Raw genomic sequence first — 19,089 nt, 5'->3', positions numbered from 1 at the left:
CCCGCCGCCGCTGAACGTCTGCGACAGCAGGTAGCTCACCCCGTCGGCGACATCCTCGTCGATGACCTGTTCGCACTCCGATTCGATGTCGATCGTGGTGCCGGACTGGTGGTCCACGATCCGGTCGATGGCCTGCGGTTCGCACAGCTCCCCGCCCGACGCGAAGGTCGCGTAGGCGCCCGCGAGGTCGATCGGTGCGATCTCCTCACTGCCGAGGGTGAAGCTGTTGTTGGCGAGGGTGTTGTCACTCTCGGTGAACTGCGTGCCGTCCGCCCGTTCCAGGCCCAGGGTCTCGGCCATCTCGATGGTCTCGCACAGTCCGGCTTCGGCCTGGAGCTGGGCGAAGAAGGTGTTGGAGGACTGCTGGGTCCCCGAGACCATGTCGTGGTTGCCACCGTCACTCTCGCCGGCGTTGCTCAGCGACCACGACGGCAGGGAGCCGCCGTCGCAGGAGCGTTGACCGGTCACGGTCGTCGACGACGGCGAGTCGTAGTTGGTGCTGAAGGGCATCCCCTGGTCGAGCGCGGCGGCGAGGGCGACCGCCTTGAACGTCGACCCGGCCTGGAACCCGGTGCTGCCGCCCCGGTCGGAGCCGGTGGTGAAGTTGATCGAGGTCTCACCGATGTTGCCCTCGTCCGGGCCGAAGTTGCGGCTCTGCATCATGCCCTGGATGCGGCCGGTTCCCGGTTCGACGATGACCTGAGCGGCAACCTTGCGCGATTCGTTCTCACGGGGGACCCACTCGTCGACGGCCTCCTGGCCGGCCTCCTGGGTCTGCGGGTCCAGGGTCGTGTGGATCTCGAGGCCCGCAGTGCGCAGCCAGCGTGCCCGCTCGGTCTCGTTGGGCCCGTAGCGTTCGTCCTTCTCGATCTCCTGGACCACGTAGTCGCAGAAGTAGGGTTGGTCACTGGGCACACAGCCGTTGGGGGGAGTGTCGAGTTCGAGCTCGAGCTCCTCCTGCTTGGCCTCCTCGGCCTCGGCCTCGGTGATGAAGCCGACCGAGGACATGCGGTCGATGACGGTGTCGCGCCGTTCGAGGCTCTGTTCGGGGAAGAAGCGCGGGTTGTAGAGGTAGGGATAGCGGACCAGGCCGGCGATGGTGGCGGCCTCGTGGATGTCGAGTTCGCTCGCGGACTTCTGGAAGTAGTGCTGGGCCGCCGACTCCACGCCGTAGGCGCCGTCGCTGAAGTAGGCGATGTTGAGGTAGCCCTCGAGGATCTCGTCCTTGCTCATCCGCTGTTCCAGGGCGACCGCGTAGCGCAGTTCCCGGATCTTGCGGGAGACGGTCTCCTCGCGTGCCTCGTCCAGCTCCTCCTGGGATGTGGCCGCTTCGATCTGCACGTTCTTGACGTACTGCTGGGTGATGGATGAGGCACCCTCGGTGTTTCCGCCCATGGTGCGGATGGCGGCGCGGAGGGTGCCGGAGACGTCGAGGCCGCCGTGGTCGTAGAAGCGGGCGTCCTCGATGGCGAGGATCGCGTGCACCATCTCGTCCGAGACGTCGTCGAGTTCGACGAGTTCACGGTTCTGGTCGAAGATCTCTGCGACGACGCCGCCGTCGGCGTCGTAGATGGTGGAGCGCTGCGGGGGAGGCGGCGTCTCCAGGTTGCTCGGCATGTCCAAGAACCCGCCGGCGATGTTCCGAGCGGTGATCCCGAGGCCGCCGACGGCCGGGAGGGCCAGCGCGGCGACCAGGAGCCCGGCTATCGAGCTGACGAGTACCAATTGGCTGATTCGTTGAAGCAATGTCCCCTGACCCACCCCATCAAGACTAAGTGACCGTGCGCGCTCGAAGTGGTGTGTTCCACCCAGAACGGGTCTGAACCACACCGATCGCCACACCGTCGCGAGCCCCGTTCGCCCGGATCCATCCTGTCACGGCACCCAGGACCCGAACCCCGTGTTGGCCGGGCTTGTGGGCCGCTGCTGCCGCTTCCTCGTTCCTGGCGCGGGTTCCCTGCGCAATGGCCCGGACGGGCCATATTCGGTTGGATGGAAAGTGGGTCGAGTGGGTTCTGTTGGCGCGGGTCACGAATCCGTACGTTCGAGGCCACGGGGGTGGGTGGGCGGTGCCGCACCGATTCGGACACCCCTGCCCGACGACGGGGGCCTTCCCCTCCACTCAACCAGAGTGCGGACACCTCTTGGACCCCGCGAGCACGACGATTTGGGAGTGCCAGCAGATGCGGACCGACCATTGGATCACCCGGGCCTTGTGCCGTGAGCTCGACCCGGACACGCTGTTCGTCAGCGGAGCCGCGCAGAACACCGCCAAGCTCGTGTGCCGGGGCTGCCCGGTACGGATCGAATGCCTCACCGACGCCCTCGAACACCGTGTCGAGTTCGGTGTGTGGGGAGGCATGACCGAGCGTGAGCGGCGTGCGCTGTTGCGCAAGCATCCGGACGTCCAGGACTGGGGCGACCTCCTGGAACAGGCCGACAGGCAGGGTGAGGACCCGGCCCGCTACGCCGCTGCGCAGTCCGCCTCGGGCCCCTGAACAGCGGCGACGGATGACGGATGGCGTCCCCGGCCACACTCACTCCGCGTCGGCGGCCCCCTCGGTCGCAGGTCCCCCGCCGGCCAACCGCGCGCCGACCCATCGCAGCCCCGTGAGGTCGTGCACATCACCGGCCAGAGCGGCCACCTCCGTCACCCGCACGCCGGGGTGCGCCGTGAGGAGACGGTCGCGCAGCAGCAGTTCCCTCTCGCGCGTGCGCGCCCGCTCCGCGTGCAGGCGCAGCGCCGCCTCCGCCACAGGGTGCCCCCCGTCACAGGACAGCGTTTCCGCGGCCTGCTCCGCCTCCTCCGGGCCGAGCCGTGCGGCAGGCCCCTCCGGGAGGGGATGGGTGCGATTGAGCACCAGGCCCGCCAGCGGCATCCGGTCCGAATCCAGGCGCTCCACGAAGAACGCCGCCTCGCGCATCGCGTCCGGCTCGGGCGCAGCCACCACGAGGAAGGCGGTTCCCGGGTCCTGGAGCAGCCGGTAGGTGCGTTCGGCACGCTCCTGGAACCCGCCGAAGACCGTCTCGAACGCGGCGGTGAACGAGCGCAGATCGTTGAGGAACTGTGTGCCGACGAGCTTGCCGATCACCGACGTCACCATGCCCACCCCGGCGCCCAACAGCCGCAGGGGTCCCGAACCGGCCGGAGCGGTCAGGAAGCGCATGAGTCTCCCGTTCAGGAACCTGCCCAGCCGCTCGGGGGCGTCGAGGAAATCCAGCGCCGACCGGCTGGGCGGGGTGTCGACCACGACGAGGTCCCACTCGTCGGACTCCCGCAGCTGGCCGAGGCGCTCCATCGCCATGTACTCCTGCGTCCCCGAGAAGCTCGTCGACAGGGTCTCGTAGAAGGAGTTGTCCAGGATCTGCCGTGCCCGTTCGGGATCGGCGTGCTCCTCCACCACCTGGTCGAAGGTGCGCTTCATGTCGAGCATCATGGCGTGCAGCTCGCCGGGGGTCCCCTCGGGCAGCGGGACGCGGCGCGGGGTGTTGTCGAGCGACTCCAACCCCATGGACTGCGCCAGCCGCCTGGCCGGGTCGACCGTGATCACCACCGTCCTGCGTCCGCGTTCGGCTGCGCGCAGGCCAAGGGCCGCGGCGGTGGTGGTCTTCCCGACACCGCCGGAACCGCAGCAGACCACGACACGGCGCGCGGGGTCGTCCAGGAGCCCGTCCACGTCCAGGGTCTCGGGTGTCAACGGCGCACCCCCTGTTCGGTCAGCGCGCCGGCCAGGCGCTGGACGGCCTGCTCACCGGAGCAGCGTGCCAGGCGCGGCAGTTCCAGGACCGGACGTCCCAGTGACGCCAGTTCGCCCCGGATCCGTTCCTCGAGTTCCGTGCGGACGGCGTGGGTGTGCAGCTCGCCCTGGAGCCCCGCGGCGAGGTCACCGGGTTCGGGCAGACCTGCCGCGGCGAGCCCGGCGACCAGGGAGGCGCGGTCAAGGGTTCCGGCGTGGGCCGCCTCGACGTCGGCGGAGCCCAGCAGCTGCGGACGCACCATGTTGATCAGCACCGCGCCGGGGTGCAGCCCCAGCCCGGCGATCTCGTCGAGGCCGTCGGCGGTCTCCTGCGCGGGCATCTCCTCCAGGAGCGTCACGACGTGCACCCTGGTGCGCTCGGACCTGATGACCTCGGCTGCGCGCTCGGCGTGGTCGTGCACGGGCCCGACCCTGGCCAGCCCGGCGACCTCGGAGTTGACGTCGAGGAAGCGCCCGATGCGACCTGTGGGAGGTGCATCCATCACCACGGCGTCGTAGGCGAACGGGGATCCGGGAGGAGTCGAGGACATGCGCCCCCGGTGTCCCTCGCGCCGCCGTACCGCCTCGGTGGCCTTGCCGGTGAGGAGGACGTCGCGCACCCCGGGGGCCACCGTCGTCGCGAAGTCCACCGCCCCCAGGCGGGTCAGTGCCTGGCCGGCCCGGCGCATCCCGTAGAAGAGCTCCAGGTACTCCATGAGCGCGGACTCGGGGTCGGCCGCCAGCACCGACACCGTGCCGCCGCCCGGAGCCGACAGCATCGGGCGTTCCTCGTGGGGGAGGGGGGAGCGTTCCAACAGGGCCGTCACTCCCTGTCGCCCTTCGACCTCCACCAGCAGGGTCCGGCCTCCTCCGGAGGCCAGCGCGGTCGCGAGCGCCGCAGCCGCCGTGGTCTTGCCTGTACCGCCCTTGCCGGTGACGATGTGCAGCCGCGCATCGGCGCACGGGTCCCAGGAGCTGGGTGATCGGTGCTCACACTCACTCACCCCAGGGAGTCTATGCGGGCCGGTCACGGCGGCGCCGGGCGGTCCGTGCCACAGCGCGTGCCCGGCCGTGGGGAAAGTAGGGTGAGCGGCGTCGAGAAGCGGTCCCGCGGGGCCGCCAAGCGAACCGATGGGGGAAGCCGTATGACCAAGTGGGAGTACCAGACCGTGGCGCTGCTGTCGCATGCCACCAAGCAGATCCTGGACAACTGGGGCCAGGACGGCTGGGAGCTCGTCTCCGTCGTCCCCGCGCCCCTGCCGGAGGGCACCGACCCCCGCAACCAGCAGTACGTCGCCTACATGAAGCGGGAAGCCTGATGGCCACGCCCGAGGAGCGCCTCGCCGAGCTCGGGCTGACTCTGCCCGAGGTCGCCGCCCCCGTCGCGGCGTACGTTCCCACGGTGCGCACCGGCGACCACGTGTACGTGGCCGGTCAGCTCCCCTTCGTCGAGGGCGAGCTGCCCACCACCGGCAAGGTCGGCGCCGACGTCGATCCGGAGACCGCCCAGGACCTCGCGGCCCTGTGCGCGATCAACGGTATTGCCGCAGTGCGGGCCGAGCTGGGCGACCTTTCCCGGGTGACCAGGGTCGTCAAGCTCGTCGGTTTCGTGGCGAGCAGCCCCGACTTCACCGGCCAGCCCGGTGTGATAAACGGGGCCAGCGAACTGGTCGGCAAGGTCTTCGGGGACGCCGGAGTGCACGCGCGCAGCGCGGTCGGCGCGGCCGCCCTGCCGCTGGACTCGCCGGTCGAGGTTGAGATGATCGTCGAGGCCCGCTGAGCGGTTCGTCCCCATCCGGGAGGCGGCGTCCCGGGCCCGGCGCGACTTTTCGACCTGAAGGAGGAAGCGTCGATGCCCGAGAAGCACGGTGTCGCCCCCGCCCGTCCCGCTGCCACCGTCATGCTGCTGCGCACGCCACCGGCGGGGGGGCAGCGGCCGGCGGTGGCCTGGAAGTGCTGCTGATGCGCCGGGTCGCGTCGATGGGCTTCGCCCCGGGGGCCTACGTGTTCCCCGGTGGCGGGGTCGACGAGCGCGATGCGGACGGGGACCTGCCCTGGACCGGTCCGAGCCCGGCCGAATGGGCGCAGCAGCTCGGGACGGATGTGCCGATGGCCCGGGCCCTGGTCTGCGCGGCGGTCCGCGAGACCTTCGAGGAGACCGGCGTGCTGCTGGCGAGCGAACCCGAGCGCGCCGGGGAGGAGGCCATCACGGTCGACACCTCCACCCAGGACTGGGAACGCGACCGCATCGGGCTGATCGACCGCTCCTGCTCCTTCACCGAGGTGCTGTCCCGCCGCGGCCTGGTGTTGCGCTCCGAATGGTTGCACGCCTGGTCCCGGTGGATCACCCCCGAGGCCGAGAAGCGCCGCTACGACACCTACTTCTTCGTGGCCGAACTCCCGCCCGGTCAGGCCGCACGCGACGTGGGCGGTGAGGCCGACCTGACCGCGTGGACCGATCCGGCCACCGTCCAGGCCGAGTGGGAGTCCGGACGCATGCCCATGCTGCCCCCGACCGTCGCCAACTGCGCGGAGGTCGCCGAGCGGGGAACCCTGCGCCGGGTCTGGGAGACACGACGGGATATCGTCCCCATCGAGCCGGAAATCCGGGAGAAGGACGGAAAGGTCTGGGCCGTCCTGCCCAGCGGGGTCGAGTTCGCCCTCGGGTAGGCCCTCGGGCCCCGCCGGCTCGCGCGAGCGAAGCGAGGTGTGATGAGGATCGACGGTTCCGGCACGCTGCGAGCCACGTGTGTGCTGTGCCCGAACCCGGGGCCGATGACGCTCGACGGAACCAACACCTGGGTCCTGCGGGGGCCCGGCTCCCACGGCGTCGTGGTCGTCGACCCCGGACCCGACGACGAACGCCACCTGGAACGGGTGGCCCGCACCGTCCAGGAACAGGGAGGACGAGTGCAGGCCGGGCTGCTCACCCACCGCCATCCCGACCACGCCGACAGCGCCCAGTACCTGTCGGAGCTGACCGGGGCCCCCGTCCACGCCGTCGACCCCGACGTGCGCGTCGCGGGAGGAGGCCTGCGGGACGGCCAGACGCTCACGGTGGACGGCCTGGAGCTCGAGGTGGTGGCCACCCCCGGGCACACCGACGACTCCGTCTGTTTCCTCCTGGAGGCCGACGGCGCCCTCCTCACGGGCGACACCGTCCTGGGGCACGGCACGACCGTCATCGACGGCGACGACGGCCTCGCCCCGTACATGCGGTCGCTGTACCGGCTGCGCGACGTCGTGGAGGAGCACGGGGTGCGTGTGCTCCTGCCCGGCCACGGCCCGATCCTCGATGCGCCCGCGCGGGCGTTGCAGCACTACATCGACCACCGTGAGTCGCGTCTGGCGCAGGTGCGGGACGCGGTGAACGCCGGAGCGGGGACCGCCGAGGAGGTCGTGGCGCGGGTCTACCCCGACATCTCCCAAGAGCTCGCGTTCGCTGCCCTGTGGTCGGTCAAGGCCCAGTTGCGCTACCTGGTGTCGATGGGCGAGATCCCCGACGGCGTGGAGCCCTGAGGCTCTGCGCCCCACACGTCGAGGGCCCCGAACCCTCGGGACGGTGCACGTCCCGGCGGTTCGGGGCCCTCGGTCGTCCTGCTGCGGGCCTGCGCTCCGGCCTAGCGGGCGCGGCGGCGCATGCGCTCGACGTCGAGCAGCACCACGGCCTTGGCCTCGATGCGCAGCCAGCCGCGGAGTGCGAACTCGGCCAGTGCCTTGTTGACCGTCTCGCGGGAGGCCCCGACCAGCTGGGCGAGCTCCTCCTGAGTGAGGTCGTGGTGCACGTGGAGGCCGTCCTCGCCCTCCTTGCCGAACTTGTCGGCCAGCTCCAGCAGGGCCTTGGCCACACGACCCGGAACGTCGGTGAAGACCAGGTCGGCCATGACGTCGTTGGTCCGGCGCAGGCGGCCGGCCAGCGACTTGAGCAACTGGAGCGACACGTGCGGCCGGCTTGAGAGGAAGGGCCGCAGGTCGTCGTGGCCCAGGCCGGCCAGCACCGAGTCGGTGACGGCGACGCCGCTCGCAGTGCGGGGGCCCGGGTCGAACAGGGAAAGTTCACCGAACATCTCGCTGGGGCCGAGCACGCCGAGAAGGTTCTCACGGCCGTCCACGGCGGTGCGGGTGAGCTTCACCTTCCCGCTGAGGATCACGTACAGGCGGTCGCCCTCGTCCCCCTCGTTGAACAGGGTCTGGCCGCGGCCCAGACGGACCTCGCTCACGGAGGAGCGGAGCGCCGCCGTGTCCTCTTCGTCCAGCGCCTCGAACAGAGGGGCCTTCCGCAGCACCTCGTTGACTTCGTCCACCACACGTCCTCCTAAAACCTGACCGTCAACAGTGTGACGTATATCGCACCCGGGTGTGAAACCAGGCCGTTACCTCGGCTTGTCCGCCGGGAGACAACGCGCCCACAACAGCCGACGTCAGCCCATGCGATCCTAGTCGCACATCGGCCTGTATCAGGGCCGTCCGCGCCGTGCCACCGGACATTGGGTACATAATCCCGGACATCGAGCGGCTCGATGCCGGATCCGCCCCGCAGGGCCCGAGCCGGACCGCGGTGCACACCGGGCGTCTACCCTGTGACGATGCCTCGTGACACGGACCCGGACACGGTCACCCCCACCGGTGAGAGCCGCCTGGCGTTGGTGCGCCGCGCACGCAAGATGTACCGGGAGCTCAGCGAGCTCCACCCCGATGCCCATGCCGAGCTGGACTTCACCACGCCGTTGGAGCTCCTGGTCGCGACGATCCTGTCGGCGCAGTGCACGGACAAGCGCGTCAACCAGGTCACCCCCGCCCTCTTCGCCCGCTACCCCGACGCCGAGGCCTACGCCTCGGCCCGCCGCGAGGAGCTGGAGGAGATGATCCGCTCGACCGGGTTCTTCCGGGCCAAGGCCAACAATCTCATCGGGCTCGGCCAGGAGCTGTGCGAGCGGCACGGCGGCGAAGTTCCGGGAAACCTCGCCGACCTGGTCAAACTACCCGGTGTAGGACGTAAGACCGCAAACGTACTGCTCGGTAACGCCTTCGATGTGCCCGGTATCACGGTGGACACCCATTTCGGGCGTCTGGTCCGCCGATTCGGTTGGACCGACGAGACGGACCCGGTCAAGGTCGAGCACGCTGTCGGGGCGCTGTTCCCCAAGCGCGACTGGACGATGCTGTCACACCGTGTCGTCTGGCACGGACGCCGGGTCTGCCACGCGCGCAAGCCCGCCTGCGGAGCGTGTGTGCTGGCGCCCTTGTGCCCGGCCTTCGGGGAGGGGCCCACCGACGAAGCCACGGCGACCAAGCTGCTGAAGATGCGCTCGTTCGCCTGAGTGGGGGAACCGCGCCCTCGGCCCGGGGCCACTGAGCCACCGGATTGCTGGAGTTGTCCACAGAATTTCCGCCGTAACCGGAAGCACACGATCGCGGTTTGTACTCTGTTCACAGTCCACACGACGGCGCGACGATCCCCGGAACAGGTCCGAAGCATGAATCCGACCCCGCTCTGGCTGGCCGCGCTCGCGGACTCCGCCCAGACCATGGCCGTCCCCCCGCAGATGCGTCCCCCAGCCGGAGGCGGCGGACGCGAGTCGGCGGTGCTCATCCTCTTCGGTGAGGGTGTTGCCGGTCCCGACGTGCTGCTCATCCAGCGCAACGACGGTCTGCGCCGGCACTCGGGGCAGCCCGCCTTCCCCGGTGGGCGTATCGAGCCCTCCGATCCCTCGCCCGAGGCCGCGGCCCTGCGCGAGGCCGAGGAGGAGACCGGCCTCGTCCGGACGGGGGTGGACGTCGTGGGGCGCCTGCCCGAGCTCTACCTGAAGTTCAGCGACTTCCGCGTCGCCCCCGTCCTGGGCTGGTGGCGCGACCCCTGCGAGGTGCGGCCCACCGACACCGGCGAGGTCGCCGCCGTCTCCCGGGTGCCCGTCGCCGACCTCGCCGACCCCGACAACCGCGTCATGGTGCGCTACGGGGGCGGCCCCCGGTGGGGTCCGGGCTTCCGCGTGGACGGCATGCTCGTCTGGGGTTTCACGGGCGCGGTCGTCGACAGCCTCCTCGGCCTCGGCGGGTGGGAACTTCCTTGGCGCAGGGAGGGTCTCACCGATGTGTTCGAGGCGACCCCGCAAGGCCCACGGCCGGTCGGCTGACGCTCACGTTTGGAGGGCACCGTGCTCGACCTGGTCCTGGTCGTCCTGCTCCTGCTTTTTGCCATCACCGGATACCGGCAGGGCTTCATCGTCGGGGTGTTCAGCTTCGCCGGCTTCATCGGCGGAGGGGTCCTCGCCGCACTGAACGCTCCCGACCTCATCCAGGGGTGGCTCGCCGATCCGGGGCAACAGGCGCTGCTGGCCATCGCCGTGGTCTTCCTGGCCGCAGCGCTCGGCCAGTTCATCTCCTCGTACGTGGGCACCCTCCTGCGGAACAAGGTCACCTGGGACTCCGCCAGGGTCCTCGACGCGATCGGCGGGGCCCTCGTCAGCGGACTCTCCGTCCTGCTCGTGGCCTGGTTCATCGGCAGCACCGTGGCCAACTCCGCCCTTCCGATGGTCGCCCAGCAGGTCAAGGAATCTCGGATCCTGCAGGCGGTGGACTCGCTCGTGCCCGAGTCCGCCCACCAGGGGTTCTCGGAGTTCCGCCGAACCGTCGACCAGAGTGCGTTCCCGCAGGTCTTCAGTGGGCTGGGGACCGGTGAGCTCGCCGAGGTCGACCCGCCCGACCCGGACGTGCTCACCACTCCAGAACTCATCGAGTCCAGCCGCAGCGTGGTGAAGGTGCTCGGGACCGCACCGTCCTGCCAGCGCCGGGTCGAGGGAACCGGGTTCGCCTACGGCGACGACCGGATCATGACCAACGCCCACGTCGTCGCCGGTGTCACCGACGACCTTCGGGTGGTCACCCGCGACGGCCACCAGCTCGACGCCACCCTCGTGCTGTTCGATGCCGAGCAGGACCTCGCGGTGCTGCGCGTGCCCGACCTCGAAGTGGAACCCCTGGACTTCGACCACGAGGCCGATCAGGGCTCCGACGCCGTCGTGGCCGGGTTCCCCCGCAACAGCGGCTTCACGGCCGTCCCCGCGCGTATCAGGGCCCAGCAGATGGCTCAGGGGCCGGACTTCTACCACGAGACCCAGGTGAGCCGCGAGATCTACCAGGTGCGCGCAGTCGTGCGGCCCGGGAACTCCGGCGGGCCGCTCCTGGCACCCGACGGCAGTGTCTACGGGGTGGTGTTCGCCGCCGCCACGAACGAGGACGAGACCGGGTACGTGCTCACCGCCGACGAGGTCGCCGACAACGCTCGGGAGGGCCTCGAGAACGACGCAGAGGTTTCCGCGGAGCGCTGCGACTGACCCCCTGAGGGCACACGGAAGGGGCGCCTCCCCCGCTCGGGAGAGGCGCCCCTTCGTATGTCCTTCATGCCCTAGTTCGCGCCCGGGTCCGGAGAGGGGTCCGGGAGCACGGGCCAGCTCATGCGTACGACCGTGCCGTCGTCATCGGGTTCGATCTTGACCTCGTCGGCCAGACCGGTGATGACCGCCAGCCCCAGGCCGGGCGAGAAACCGGAGATCCCGCCGGGAGGGGTGTCGTCGCCGTCGAGGAACAACCCGTCGAGGGGCGGCGGGTTGGCGGATTCCTCGGTCCCCTTCGCGGGGGCACGGTCGGTGACGACGACCTCGAAACGCCGTGTGGTGATGCCGTTGGCACGCAGGAGCTTCTCGGCTGTGCCGTCACCGGGTTCCGAGGACGTGTCGGGTCCGCTGCCGTCGATCAGCTGGAGCAGGATCGGCTGTGTGGGGCAGTGGACCTTGTGTGCGGCCACCGCCCGGGAACACGCCTCTCCGACCGCCNCCCCCCCCCGCCCGCCAGCCTGATCTCGTCGATCGCGGAGGCGGCGATACCGGCCCGCCGGGCGACCGTCGCAGCCATGAGCCGCGCCGTGCGCACGTGGGCCGGGAGCGCGCTGATCGTGAGCGTGATGGTTGCCATCGCTCGCTCTGGGCTACTTCGACGAACGCTTGTCGATGGCTTCCTGGACCGTGTTGTGGATACCGAAGACCTTGGTCAGGCCGGTGATCCGGAAGATCTTGAGGATGCGCTCCTGCGTGCACACGAGGTCGAGTGTCCCGTCGTGAGCACGGACGCGCTTCAGCCCGCCCACGAGCACACCGAGCCCGGTCGAGTCGAGGAACTCCACTTTCTCCATGTTGACCACGAGGTGGAAGTTGCCCTTGTTGACCAGGTCGATCAGCAGCTCGCGGAGCCGGGGCGCGGTATAGACATCGATCTCACCTTCAACGACGACGATCTCGGTGTCGCCCTCGGTGTAATGATCAAGCTTCAAGTCCACTAGTCCTCCAGCGCCGAACCGCGAATTCATCGCGAATGATCTCTGCCGGGCGTTACCCCACCAGCACGCATTCAACCACGGGTGCCGGGCGAGTCTTCCTGTCATGCACAGAAAACCCGTGGCACCGCGCCTCTCTTCCCCCGGGTGTCACACTGAAACCGGATGTCCATCAGCGCCCCACGCTCGGTCGGGGCCTCGTGGGCCGACAGCGAATCCACTGAGGAGGGGTACTCGGATGGGACGGTCGGAGCCCGTGCTCCCCGGGGTGTGGCGTGACGATACCCCCTACCCGCAGGTGACCCACATCGAGCGGGTGGCCCGGAGCGAGGGGGAGAGCGGGGACTGGCCGGAATGGGTGGCCCCGCCCCTGGTCGAACGGTTGGTGGCCCGTGGGGTCACAAAACCGTGGTCCCATCAGATCACCGCCGCAGACCTGGCCCGCTCGGGCCGTGATGTGATCATAGCCACGGGTACTGCTTCGGGAAAGTCACTCTCCTTCCTCCTGCCCGCTGTGGAGGCGATCGACTCCGGTGGGACGGTGCTTTACGTCTCGCCCACCAAAGCGCTGGCGCACGACCAACTGCGCTGGATATCGGACCTCGAACTTCCGGAGGTCAGGGCGGCCGTATATGACGGTGACACCCCGGCCGAGGACCGCCGCTGGGTACGCGAGCACGCGACCTACGTGCTCACCAACCCGGACATGCTCCACCACGGGATGCTGCCCCGGCACGCGGCCTGGTCACGGTTCCTGCGGCGGTTGAAGTACGTGATCGTCGACGAGGCCCACCACTACCGGGGGGTCTTCGGCTCCCACGTCGCGTTGATCCTGCGGCGGCTGCGGCGGATCTGCGCCCGTTACCGTTCCGAACCCACGTTCGTGCTGGCCTCGGCGACCTCGGGAAGCCCGGCCGAGAGCGCGTCGCGACTGACCGGAGCCGAGGTCACCGCTGTAACGGAGGACGGTTCCCCGCGGCCGTCGATGTCGGTTGCGCTGGTCGAACCGGAACTGACCGATCTGACGGGCGAGCACGGTGCCCCCATCCGGCGGACCGCGCCCTCCCAGGCGGCAGAGATGCTCGCCGACCTGGTGCGGGACGGGATGCGGACGTTGGTGTTCGTGCGGTCGCGGCAGGGCGCGGAGATCGTCGCGCTGGGTGCGCAGCGCATGCTGCAGGACCGCGGAAGACCGGATCTTGCGGACCGGGTGGCCGCCTACCGGGGTGGTTACCTGGCCTCGGAGCGGCGCGAACTCGAGGAGGCGCTGCGTACGGGTGCGCTTCTCGGGCTGGTCAGTACCAACGCCCTGGAACTCGGGGTGGACATCAGCGGGCTCGACGCCGTGCTCATCACCGGGTGGCCCGGTACACGGGCATCGCTGTGGCAGCAGGCCGGCCGTGCAGGGCGCGGTGGCGGCAACGCGCTGGCGGCCTTCATCGCCCGGGACGACCCGCTGGACACCTATCTCGCTCACCACCCCTCCGCGATTTTCGGTCAGTCGGTGGAGGCGACGGTTCTGGACCCGGAAAACCCGCACATCCTGGACCCGCACCTGTGTGCGGCGGCCCAGGAGATCCCGATCGGGCGCGCGGACTTCCCCTTGTTCGGATCCAGTACCGAGGAGCGCCTGGGGGCCCTGGTCGAGAAGAGATTGTTGAGAAGGCGTCCGCGCGGCTGGTTCTGGACGAGTCATGAACGCGCCAGTGACCTAGCCGATATCCGTGGCTCCGGTGGGACCCCGGTCCAGATCGTCGACACCGCGAACGGCCAGCTGCTGGGGGAGATCGACGAAGCGGCCTCCCACGGGACCGTGCATCCCGGCGCGGTCTACCTCCATCAGGGGGAGACCTACCTCGTCGACGACCTCGATCTGGACGAAGGCGTCGCGCTCGTGCACGCCGAGGACCCGCCGTACAGCACCTGGGCCCGGGACACCACCGACATCACCGTGCGCCGGACGCTGCGCAGCCGGACCTGGCCGAGCGGTGCCATCGTGCACTTCGGCGAAGTGCAGGTGGTCCAGCAGGTCGTCGGGTACCTGAAGCGGGACGTGCGGACCGGTTCCGTGCTCGGCGAACAGCCGCTGGATCTGCCCGAGCGCACGCTCGACACCCGCGCGGTGTGGTGGACGCTGCCGGACGGGGCGGAGCAGCGCCTCCGCGGGGAGGACGTGCCGCTGCTCGGGTCGGCGCACGCGGCCGAGCACGCGGCGATCGGGCTGTTGCCGCTGTTGGCGACCTGCGACCGGTGGGACATCGGTGGGGTCTCCACCGCCGTGCACGGGGACACCGGGAAGCTGACCGTGTTCGTCTACGACGGGCACGAGGGCGGCGCCGGATTCGCCGAGCGGGGGTACACCGCCGCCCGGGAGTGGCTGGCGGCAACGCGCGGCGCGATCGCCGACTGCGAGTGCGAACGGGGGTGCCCATCGTGCATTCAGTCGCCCAAGTGTGGGAACGGCAACGAACCGCTGGACAAGGCGGGGGCGCTGCGGTTGTTGGACGCAGTACTCGAGGGGCCGGATGACCGTCCACAATCTGTGAGCGGCCCCTGACGCTCCCGCGAGCTCGGGCGACGGGCGTGGGTCGAGGTCCCAGTGGCTCTCGTCTGCGCCTGAAGGTCGCGATCAGCGGTCACCCGGCTCGTGCCGAGGGGTGGCCTCATGCTGTGGCACCGAGGACCCCGCTGTCCTGGCCCGGTGTTTCGATCGCGGGTGCAGCGCACACTCGGCCTGCGGTGTCCCGGGTCTGCCGGGGCAGGCCGATCGCGCCGCCGGCCGCCTTCACACGGGCCTCTGAACTGGGGTCCCCCAGTTGTCCACAGCTCGGAAATCACACCTTCCGCTCAGGTCCCGGCCGATCGAACCTGGAATGGATCGGACCCCGCACGGTCCACTCTCCGAGCAGGAAGGCTCCCATGGCCGTACGCATGCCCCACCCCGCACCCGGATCCTGTGGCACGGGATCCTCGAGTCGTACTCGTCGGCCCGAGCTGACGCGGCCGACCCGGGCGGCCCGCGCCCGCCGTTACGAACCGCACGCCCGGCAGCTCGTGTTGCCCGGGTCCGACCACGTCGGTGAGCAGTGCCGCGACGGGCGTCCCCGTGGCCTTGTCGTCGACGCTCACCCTTCCGCACCGGTCGCACGCGGGCGGGCGACCGAGGCGCACGGTCCCTTGCCCCTCAGCGGCTCGGGGGCCATCGCCCTCCCGCCGGACGCAGCGGAAAGGAATGGCGGTCCGCTCGGCCCTCCCCGTCGAGGCAGCCGCTTCCGGGACGGCCTTCCGGATCTGCCCGGGCGTCCCGAACACCCCGCCGACCCGGAACCCGCTCCGCCGACCCCGGACACACCCGTCCCGTTCCGTCCGAGGAAGGGGGCGGGACAACCACATCCGGAACGCCGTGAGCTCCCGGACACCGGACCGGCCGCAGAGGTGCCCGCCGTCCGTGGCGGGCCGGCCACCCCGGTGGACGCGGGGGAACCGTGCCCGTCCCTGCCGGAATCGGCCGGCCCCGACCGCTCGTGCGGAGCGGTCGGGGCCCGAGGCGACACGGGATGTGAGCCGCATCGGCAGACATGTGCCGCAGGTGCGCCCCACAGCAGTGCCTGGGTTCCGCTTCCGCAGCCTCCGGAGGGCGGTGTCTTCGCGCCGAGCAGTGTGCAGGAGGACGCCGAGGTGTCTTCCTGGGACGGGACCCCCAGCGGCTCCGGGCGGGATTCGGGTTCTGGGACGGGGGCCGGAGCCCTGGTCCCGTCCCCGCGGCCTCCGCGCGACGACGCTTGCGCGTCGCGCGGGGCGGTGCGCTCGCGGCCGTCACCCGCGGGGGAGCCCGGTGCGGGGACGCTTTCCGAGGCCCAGGGGTCGGGTACGTCTGCCCGGCACAGCCCTCCGGGTGACGACGGCCCCGCACCGGTGTGCGCACCCTCCGGTGGACCCGGACCGAAGGCCGGCGGCCCCGGGGTCCGCGTCGTCGTGGGGCTCGGACACGTGTGTGCACGCACACGGGCCTGGCGCACCGCGCAGAGGTGTGCGCTCCTCGCGGAGGGGGCCGGGTTTCGTCTGCCGTGGCGCCGTCGGCCGCGCCGAGGCACACGGTGCGACATCGGGATGTCGACGGCGGAGTACGCACTCGGCACGGTCACAGCGGTGGCGTTCGCGGGTGTGCTCTACGTCATCCTCACCGGCGGCACGGTCACTGAGGTCCTCACCGACATCGTCGTCGACGCCCTCAACTCGGGCATGTGACCGGGGATCGATCACCATGGAGGCCGCGATGGTCCTGCCGTCCCTGTTGCTCCTGCTGGCCCTGTGCCTCGGGGTGGTGCTCGCCGCCTCGGCCCAGCTCGCCTGTTCCGACGCGGCACGTGTGGGAGCGCGTGCCCTGGCCCGGGGGGAGAGTGACGACCGTGCACGGGAACTGGCCCTGTCAGCCGCTCCCGAGGGCGCCGACATCGACCTCGAAGAGGGCCCGGACATGTCCCGGGTGACCGTCCGTGCCGATTTCACCGTCGGCTCCGTCGTCACCGTCCCCGTGCAACTGCGTGGAACGGCGGCGGTCCCCGTGGAGCCGGGACCGGCGGAGGTGGGCGGGTGAGACGCCGTGCGTACCGACACCGGGTCGGCCACCGTCTGGTGGGTCTGCCTCTGCCTGTTCCTCTGGTCCGTCACCCTCGCCGCCGCCGCGGTAGCGGCCTCCCGCCTCGATCGGGACCGTGCGACCACTGCGGCCGACCTCGCTGCTCTGGCCGCCGCGGCCAGAGCAGTGCACGGTGCATCCGAGGCCTGTGACGGGGCTNNGCCCCCCCGCCGAGGCCAACGACGCCTCCCTCGTCTCCTGCGAACTCAACGGCCACACCGTCGACGTCACGGTCACGGTGTCCTCGACCGTCCTGGACCGCGAAGTGAGGGCTGACGCCCGCGCCGGTCCGGCCCACGAAGCCGACACGTCCGAGGTGGAGCGATGAGCCCCGTTCCGACCCTGGTGTGCGCCCTGCTGCTCTGCGGGGCGCCACCGCACGCCACCGAACCGGCCGCCCCCGGTTCCCAACCCTGGCCGGCCTCACTCGTCCTCGCGGACAGCGGTCCCGGTCCCGTCCTGGTCTCCGACGAGTACGGTTCCGACCGGGGTCGCCCCTCACCCACCTCCGAACCGGAACCGGAGCCCTCACCCTCCGCCGCAAGAGATGCAGCGTCCCCCACGCCGGGCGCTGCGTCGGAGCCTCCCCGCGAGGCGGCCCCGGTAGTCCGCTACGTGACCAGCCCCGAGCCGACAGTGACCGCCTCGGGAACCCTCGGGCGGGTCTCCACCGGGCTCCTCGCGGTGCTGGCGCTCCTCGTTCTCGGCCTCCGTCTGTCGGTGGGCTGGCCCCGCTTCCCCGAGCCCTACCTGGGACGTCGCCGACGGCCGTCCGCACGGCGGTTCGGTTGACGCACGGCGCGGGACCTCGCCCCCGCACACCCCGCCCCGAAGCGCCGTACCCTCCGTAGGTATGGGACACCGACACCCGAGCAAACTCCGTACCACCGAGGTGAGCCATGCGCGCGCCCGCTGGCTTCTGCGTGCCGAGCTCGCCGGGTGTCAGGAGTGCCGGGGCGAGGGTGACCACGAGGCCCTCGACGACCTGGTCTCGGGCGGCATGTTCGACTCCCTCATCACCGGATTCGTCCTTGCCCGGGTGCAACAGTGGAGATCACCCGGGCGCACACCGCGCTACCCGGCCAACGTCTACCGGATCGCCCCCATCGACGAGCGCGACTTCTGGGGTGTCCCCACCCAGCACTGCATGAGGGTGTGCACGGTCGAGAGCGCCCGCGCCACGAGCGTGGACACCCTTCCCGCGCTCCGTGAACTACGCCTGATGTCCGATCATGACCGGGCGCTGGTGTTGGACGACATCATCGACGGGCTCAGCGAGGACGAGGCCTGACCTGGCACCCCGGATCAGCCGAGGGCGGTCCACAGCAGCTCCGCGGCGACCGGAACCACGCCGATGAGGACGAAAGCCGGAAGGAAACACAGACCGAGCGGCGCCACCACCAGCACCGACAACCGCTCCACGCGGGCCACCCCCGCCGCACGCCAGGCCCGGCGCAGGTCCATCACGTGCCGGTCCAACAGGTCAGCGACCGGAGCGCCGGTGTCCGCAGCGCGGGCCAGGTCCTGCCCGACTGCGACGAGCGGTGCCGGCAGGGCGGGGCTGTCCCATGCCGCTCTTGGAGAGGCCCGGAGCCGCAGGCGTTCTGCGACCCCTGCCAACTCGGTGCCCAGCTCGCCCCGCGCCGCCCGGGAGACCGAGGTCAGGCAGGAGGGCAGGGTGGCGCCGGCACGCATCCCGGCCGCCAGAAGCCCCACGACGACCGGGAGGTCCTCGGTCACCGGCAGGCGCCGGTGGCGCGGGCGGCGCAGGCGCCACCACAGCACCCCGGCGACCCCGAGTACCACGAGCCCGCCGAACGCCCCCAGGATGCCCACGGCCAGCAGGGACGCACCCGCACCGGCGGCGGTGCGTACCACCGGAGCGAACGACCGGCCCGGCGCTGGATCGCCGGTCAACGCACGCAACCGGCGTCGCCCACCTCCGGAATGCAGCCAGACCGCCCCTGCAGCGCACAGGGCCGAACACACCGCGAGCCCCACCGGTCGTTCACCCCTTCACCGCGTTGCGATCGCGCCCCGCAGCATCCGCACCGTCCACCACACACCGAGCACGTCCAACGCGACCCCGCCCACCAGACAGGCCAGGCCCAACGGGGTCGTGAACAGGAACGCCAGGGGAGAACCGCCCAGCCCTCCGGACATGAGCACCCCCACCACCGGCAGTCCACCGAGCACGAACGCAGTGGTCCGCGGTCCCGCGGTGCGGGCCAACGCCTCGGCGCGTTGTTCCTCCTGCTCGGTGAGGTTCTCCGCCAACCCGTCCACGACCGTGGCGAGACCCGCCCCGGTCTCCGCCGCCACGTCCCAGCACACCGCCAGGTACGACAGCGCGGCCAGGTCCGGATCGCTCTCGGCCGCCGTGC

Annotated in this window: 19 protein-coding genes and 3 pseudogenes (1 of these 22 only partly in view); 14 read left to right on the top strand and 8 right to left on the bottom strand. The window is 70.7% G+C overall.

All coding sequences use genetic code 11. The features are described 5' to 3' along the window. Window positions 1-1,746 (bottom strand): annotated as a pseudogene (locus tag D474_RS29680) (penicillin-binding protein) (it extends 581 nt beyond the left edge of the window). Window positions 1,747-2,183: 437 nt separating this feature from the next. Here D474_RS29680 and D474_RS0122385 point away from each other — a divergent pair. Further along, the gene (locus tag D474_RS0122385) at window positions 2,184-2,498 is read left to right on the top strand and encodes a WhiB family transcriptional regulator (protein ID WP_017615725.1); all 315 of its coding nucleotides are present in this window, start codon (window positions 2,184-2,186) and stop codon (window positions 2,496-2,498) included. 39 nt (window positions 2,499-2,537) lie between these two features. Here the strand turns inward: D474_RS0122385 and D474_RS0122380 are convergent, their stop codons facing one another. Continuing rightward, a complete protein-coding gene (locus D474_RS0122380; RefSeq protein ID WP_017615724.1) occupies window positions 2,538-3,698 on the bottom strand; it encodes an ArsA family ATPase in 1,161 nt (386 codons plus the stop codon). Then, window positions 3,695-4,741, bottom strand: a complete 1,047-nt coding sequence (locus D474_RS0122375) for an ArsA-related P-loop ATPase (RefSeq protein ID WP_017615723.1) — start codon at window positions 4,739-4,741, stop codon at window positions 3,695-3,697. The genes D474_RS0122380 and D474_RS0122375 overlap by 4 nt, the downstream gene beginning before the upstream one ends. Window positions 4,742-4,882: 141 nt before the next feature. Here D474_RS0122375 and D474_RS31295 point away from each other — a divergent pair, with 141 nt between their 5' ends. The 4 genes and pseudogenes from D474_RS31295 (at window position 4,883) to D474_RS0122350 (ending at window position 7,256) form a co-directional block, all read left to right on the top strand. Continuing rightward, a complete protein-coding gene (locus D474_RS31295; protein ID WP_017615722.1) occupies window positions 4,883-5,056 on the top strand; it encodes a DUF4177 domain-containing protein in 174 nt (57 codons plus the stop codon). Then, the gene (locus D474_RS0122365; RefSeq protein ID WP_017615721.1) at window positions 5,056-5,517 is read left to right on the top strand and encodes a RidA family protein; all 462 of its coding nucleotides are present in this window, start codon (window positions 5,056-5,058) and stop codon (window positions 5,515-5,517) included. The genes D474_RS31295 and D474_RS0122365 overlap by 1 nt, the downstream gene beginning before the upstream one ends. 72 nt (window positions 5,518-5,589) lie before the next feature. After that, window positions 5,590-6,407: pseudogene (locus D474_RS0122355) on the top strand (NUDIX hydrolase). A 42-nt stretch (window positions 6,408-6,449) separates the two neighbouring features. Further along, window positions 6,450-7,256 carry an MBL fold metallo-hydrolase gene (locus tag D474_RS0122350; protein WP_017615718.1) on the top strand — a complete coding sequence of 269 codons (807 nt, stop codon included), beginning with the start codon at window positions 6,450-6,452 and terminating at the stop codon, window positions 7,254-7,256. A gap of 101 nt (window positions 7,257-7,357) precedes the next feature. Here D474_RS0122350 and D474_RS0122345 read toward each other — a convergent pair whose 3' ends face one another. After that, window positions 7,358-8,044 (bottom strand): Crp/Fnr family transcriptional regulator, encoded by a 687-nt coding sequence (locus D474_RS0122345; RefSeq protein ID WP_017615717.1) that lies wholly within the window; start codon window positions 8,042-8,044, stop codon window positions 7,358-7,360. Window positions 8,045-8,323: 279 nt separating this feature from the next. On the opposite strand from D474_RS0122345, the gene nth reads away from it, so the two are divergent. The 3 genes from nth (at window position 8,324) to D474_RS0122330 (ending at window position 11,071) form a co-directional block, all read left to right on the top strand. Then, window positions 8,324-9,058 carry an endonuclease III gene (nth, locus tag D474_RS0122340; RefSeq protein WP_017615716.1) on the top strand — a complete coding sequence of 245 codons (735 nt, stop codon included), beginning with the start codon at window positions 8,324-8,326 and terminating at the stop codon, window positions 9,056-9,058. A gap of 156 nt (window positions 9,059-9,214) precedes the next feature. Beyond that, the gene (locus tag D474_RS0122335) at window positions 9,215-9,871 is read left to right on the top strand and encodes an NUDIX hydrolase (RefSeq protein ID WP_017615715.1); all 657 of its coding nucleotides are present in this window, start codon (window positions 9,215-9,217) and stop codon (window positions 9,869-9,871) included. A 21-nt stretch (window positions 9,872-9,892) separates the two neighbouring features. Then, complete coding sequence (locus D474_RS0122330; protein WP_017615714.1) at window positions 9,893-11,071, top strand: MarP family serine protease; 1,179 nt, start codon at window positions 9,893-9,895, stop codon at window positions 11,069-11,071. A gap of 71 nt (window positions 11,072-11,142) precedes the next feature. On the opposite strand, the pseudogene D474_RS29675 reads toward D474_RS0122330, so the two are convergent. Then, a pseudogene (locus tag D474_RS29675) lies at window positions 11,143-11,708 on the bottom strand (ATP-binding protein). Between the two features lie 13 nt (window positions 11,709-11,721). Continuing rightward, the gene (locus tag D474_RS0122320) at window positions 11,722-12,069 is read right to left on the bottom strand and encodes an STAS domain-containing protein (RefSeq protein WP_017610938.1); all 348 of its coding nucleotides are present in this window, start codon (window positions 12,067-12,069) and stop codon (window positions 11,722-11,724) included. A 235-nt stretch (window positions 12,070-12,304) separates the two neighbouring features. On the opposite strand from D474_RS0122320, the gene D474_RS0122315 reads away from it, so the two are divergent. From D474_RS0122315 to D474_RS0122290, 6 genes are all read left to right on the top strand, one after another. After that, entirely contained in the window at window positions 12,305-14,623 is a 2,319-nt protein-coding gene (locus D474_RS0122315; protein WP_017615712.1) for a DEAD/DEAH box helicase, read from the top strand. 1,553 nt (window positions 14,624-16,176) lie between these two features. Next, a complete protein-coding gene (locus D474_RS31290; protein WP_017615711.1) occupies window positions 16,177-16,314 on the top strand; it encodes a DUF4244 domain-containing protein in 138 nt (45 codons plus the stop codon). Between the two features lie 16 nt (window positions 16,315-16,330). Then, entirely contained in the window at window positions 16,331-16,663 is a 333-nt protein-coding gene (locus D474_RS0122305) for a TadE family type IV pilus minor pilin (protein WP_017615710.1), read from the top strand. 6 nt (window positions 16,664-16,669) lie between these two features. Then, on the top strand, window positions 16,670-16,981 hold the full coding sequence (locus D474_RS34465; RefSeq protein WP_449289367.1) for a pilus assembly protein TadG-related protein: 312 nt from the start codon (window positions 16,670-16,672) through the stop codon (window positions 16,979-16,981). A 48-nt stretch (window positions 16,982-17,029) separates the two neighbouring features. Further along, complete coding sequence (locus D474_RS32840; RefSeq protein ID WP_040704207.1) at window positions 17,030-17,497, top strand: hypothetical protein; 468 nt, start codon at window positions 17,030-17,032, stop codon at window positions 17,495-17,497. A 61-nt stretch (window positions 17,498-17,558) separates the two neighbouring features. After that, complete coding sequence (locus tag D474_RS0122290; protein WP_017615708.1) at window positions 17,559-17,996, top strand: hypothetical protein; 438 nt, start codon at window positions 17,559-17,561, stop codon at window positions 17,994-17,996. Between the two features lie 14 nt (window positions 17,997-18,010). On the opposite strand, the gene D474_RS0122285 is transcribed toward D474_RS0122290, so the two are convergent. Beyond that, window positions 18,011-18,706: a type II secretion system F family protein gene (locus D474_RS0122285; protein WP_026118711.1), complete on the bottom strand. Its 696-nt coding sequence runs from the start codon at window positions 18,704-18,706 to the stop codon at window positions 18,011-18,013. 15 nt (window positions 18,707-18,721) lie between these two features. Further along, a complete protein-coding gene (locus tag D474_RS33635) occupies window positions 18,722-19,027 on the bottom strand; it encodes a type II secretion system F family protein (protein ID WP_017615706.1) in 306 nt (101 codons plus the stop codon). Window positions 19,028-19,089: the final 62 nt, after the last annotated feature.

The organism is Nocardiopsis salina YIM 90010 (assembly GCF_000341025.1).
GTDB lineage: Bacteria > Actinomycetota > Actinomycetes > Streptosporangiales > Streptosporangiaceae > Nocardiopsis > Nocardiopsis salina.
Note: the sequence above shows the minus strand (reverse complement) of the source record. Positions and strands in the feature narration are given on the sequence as shown.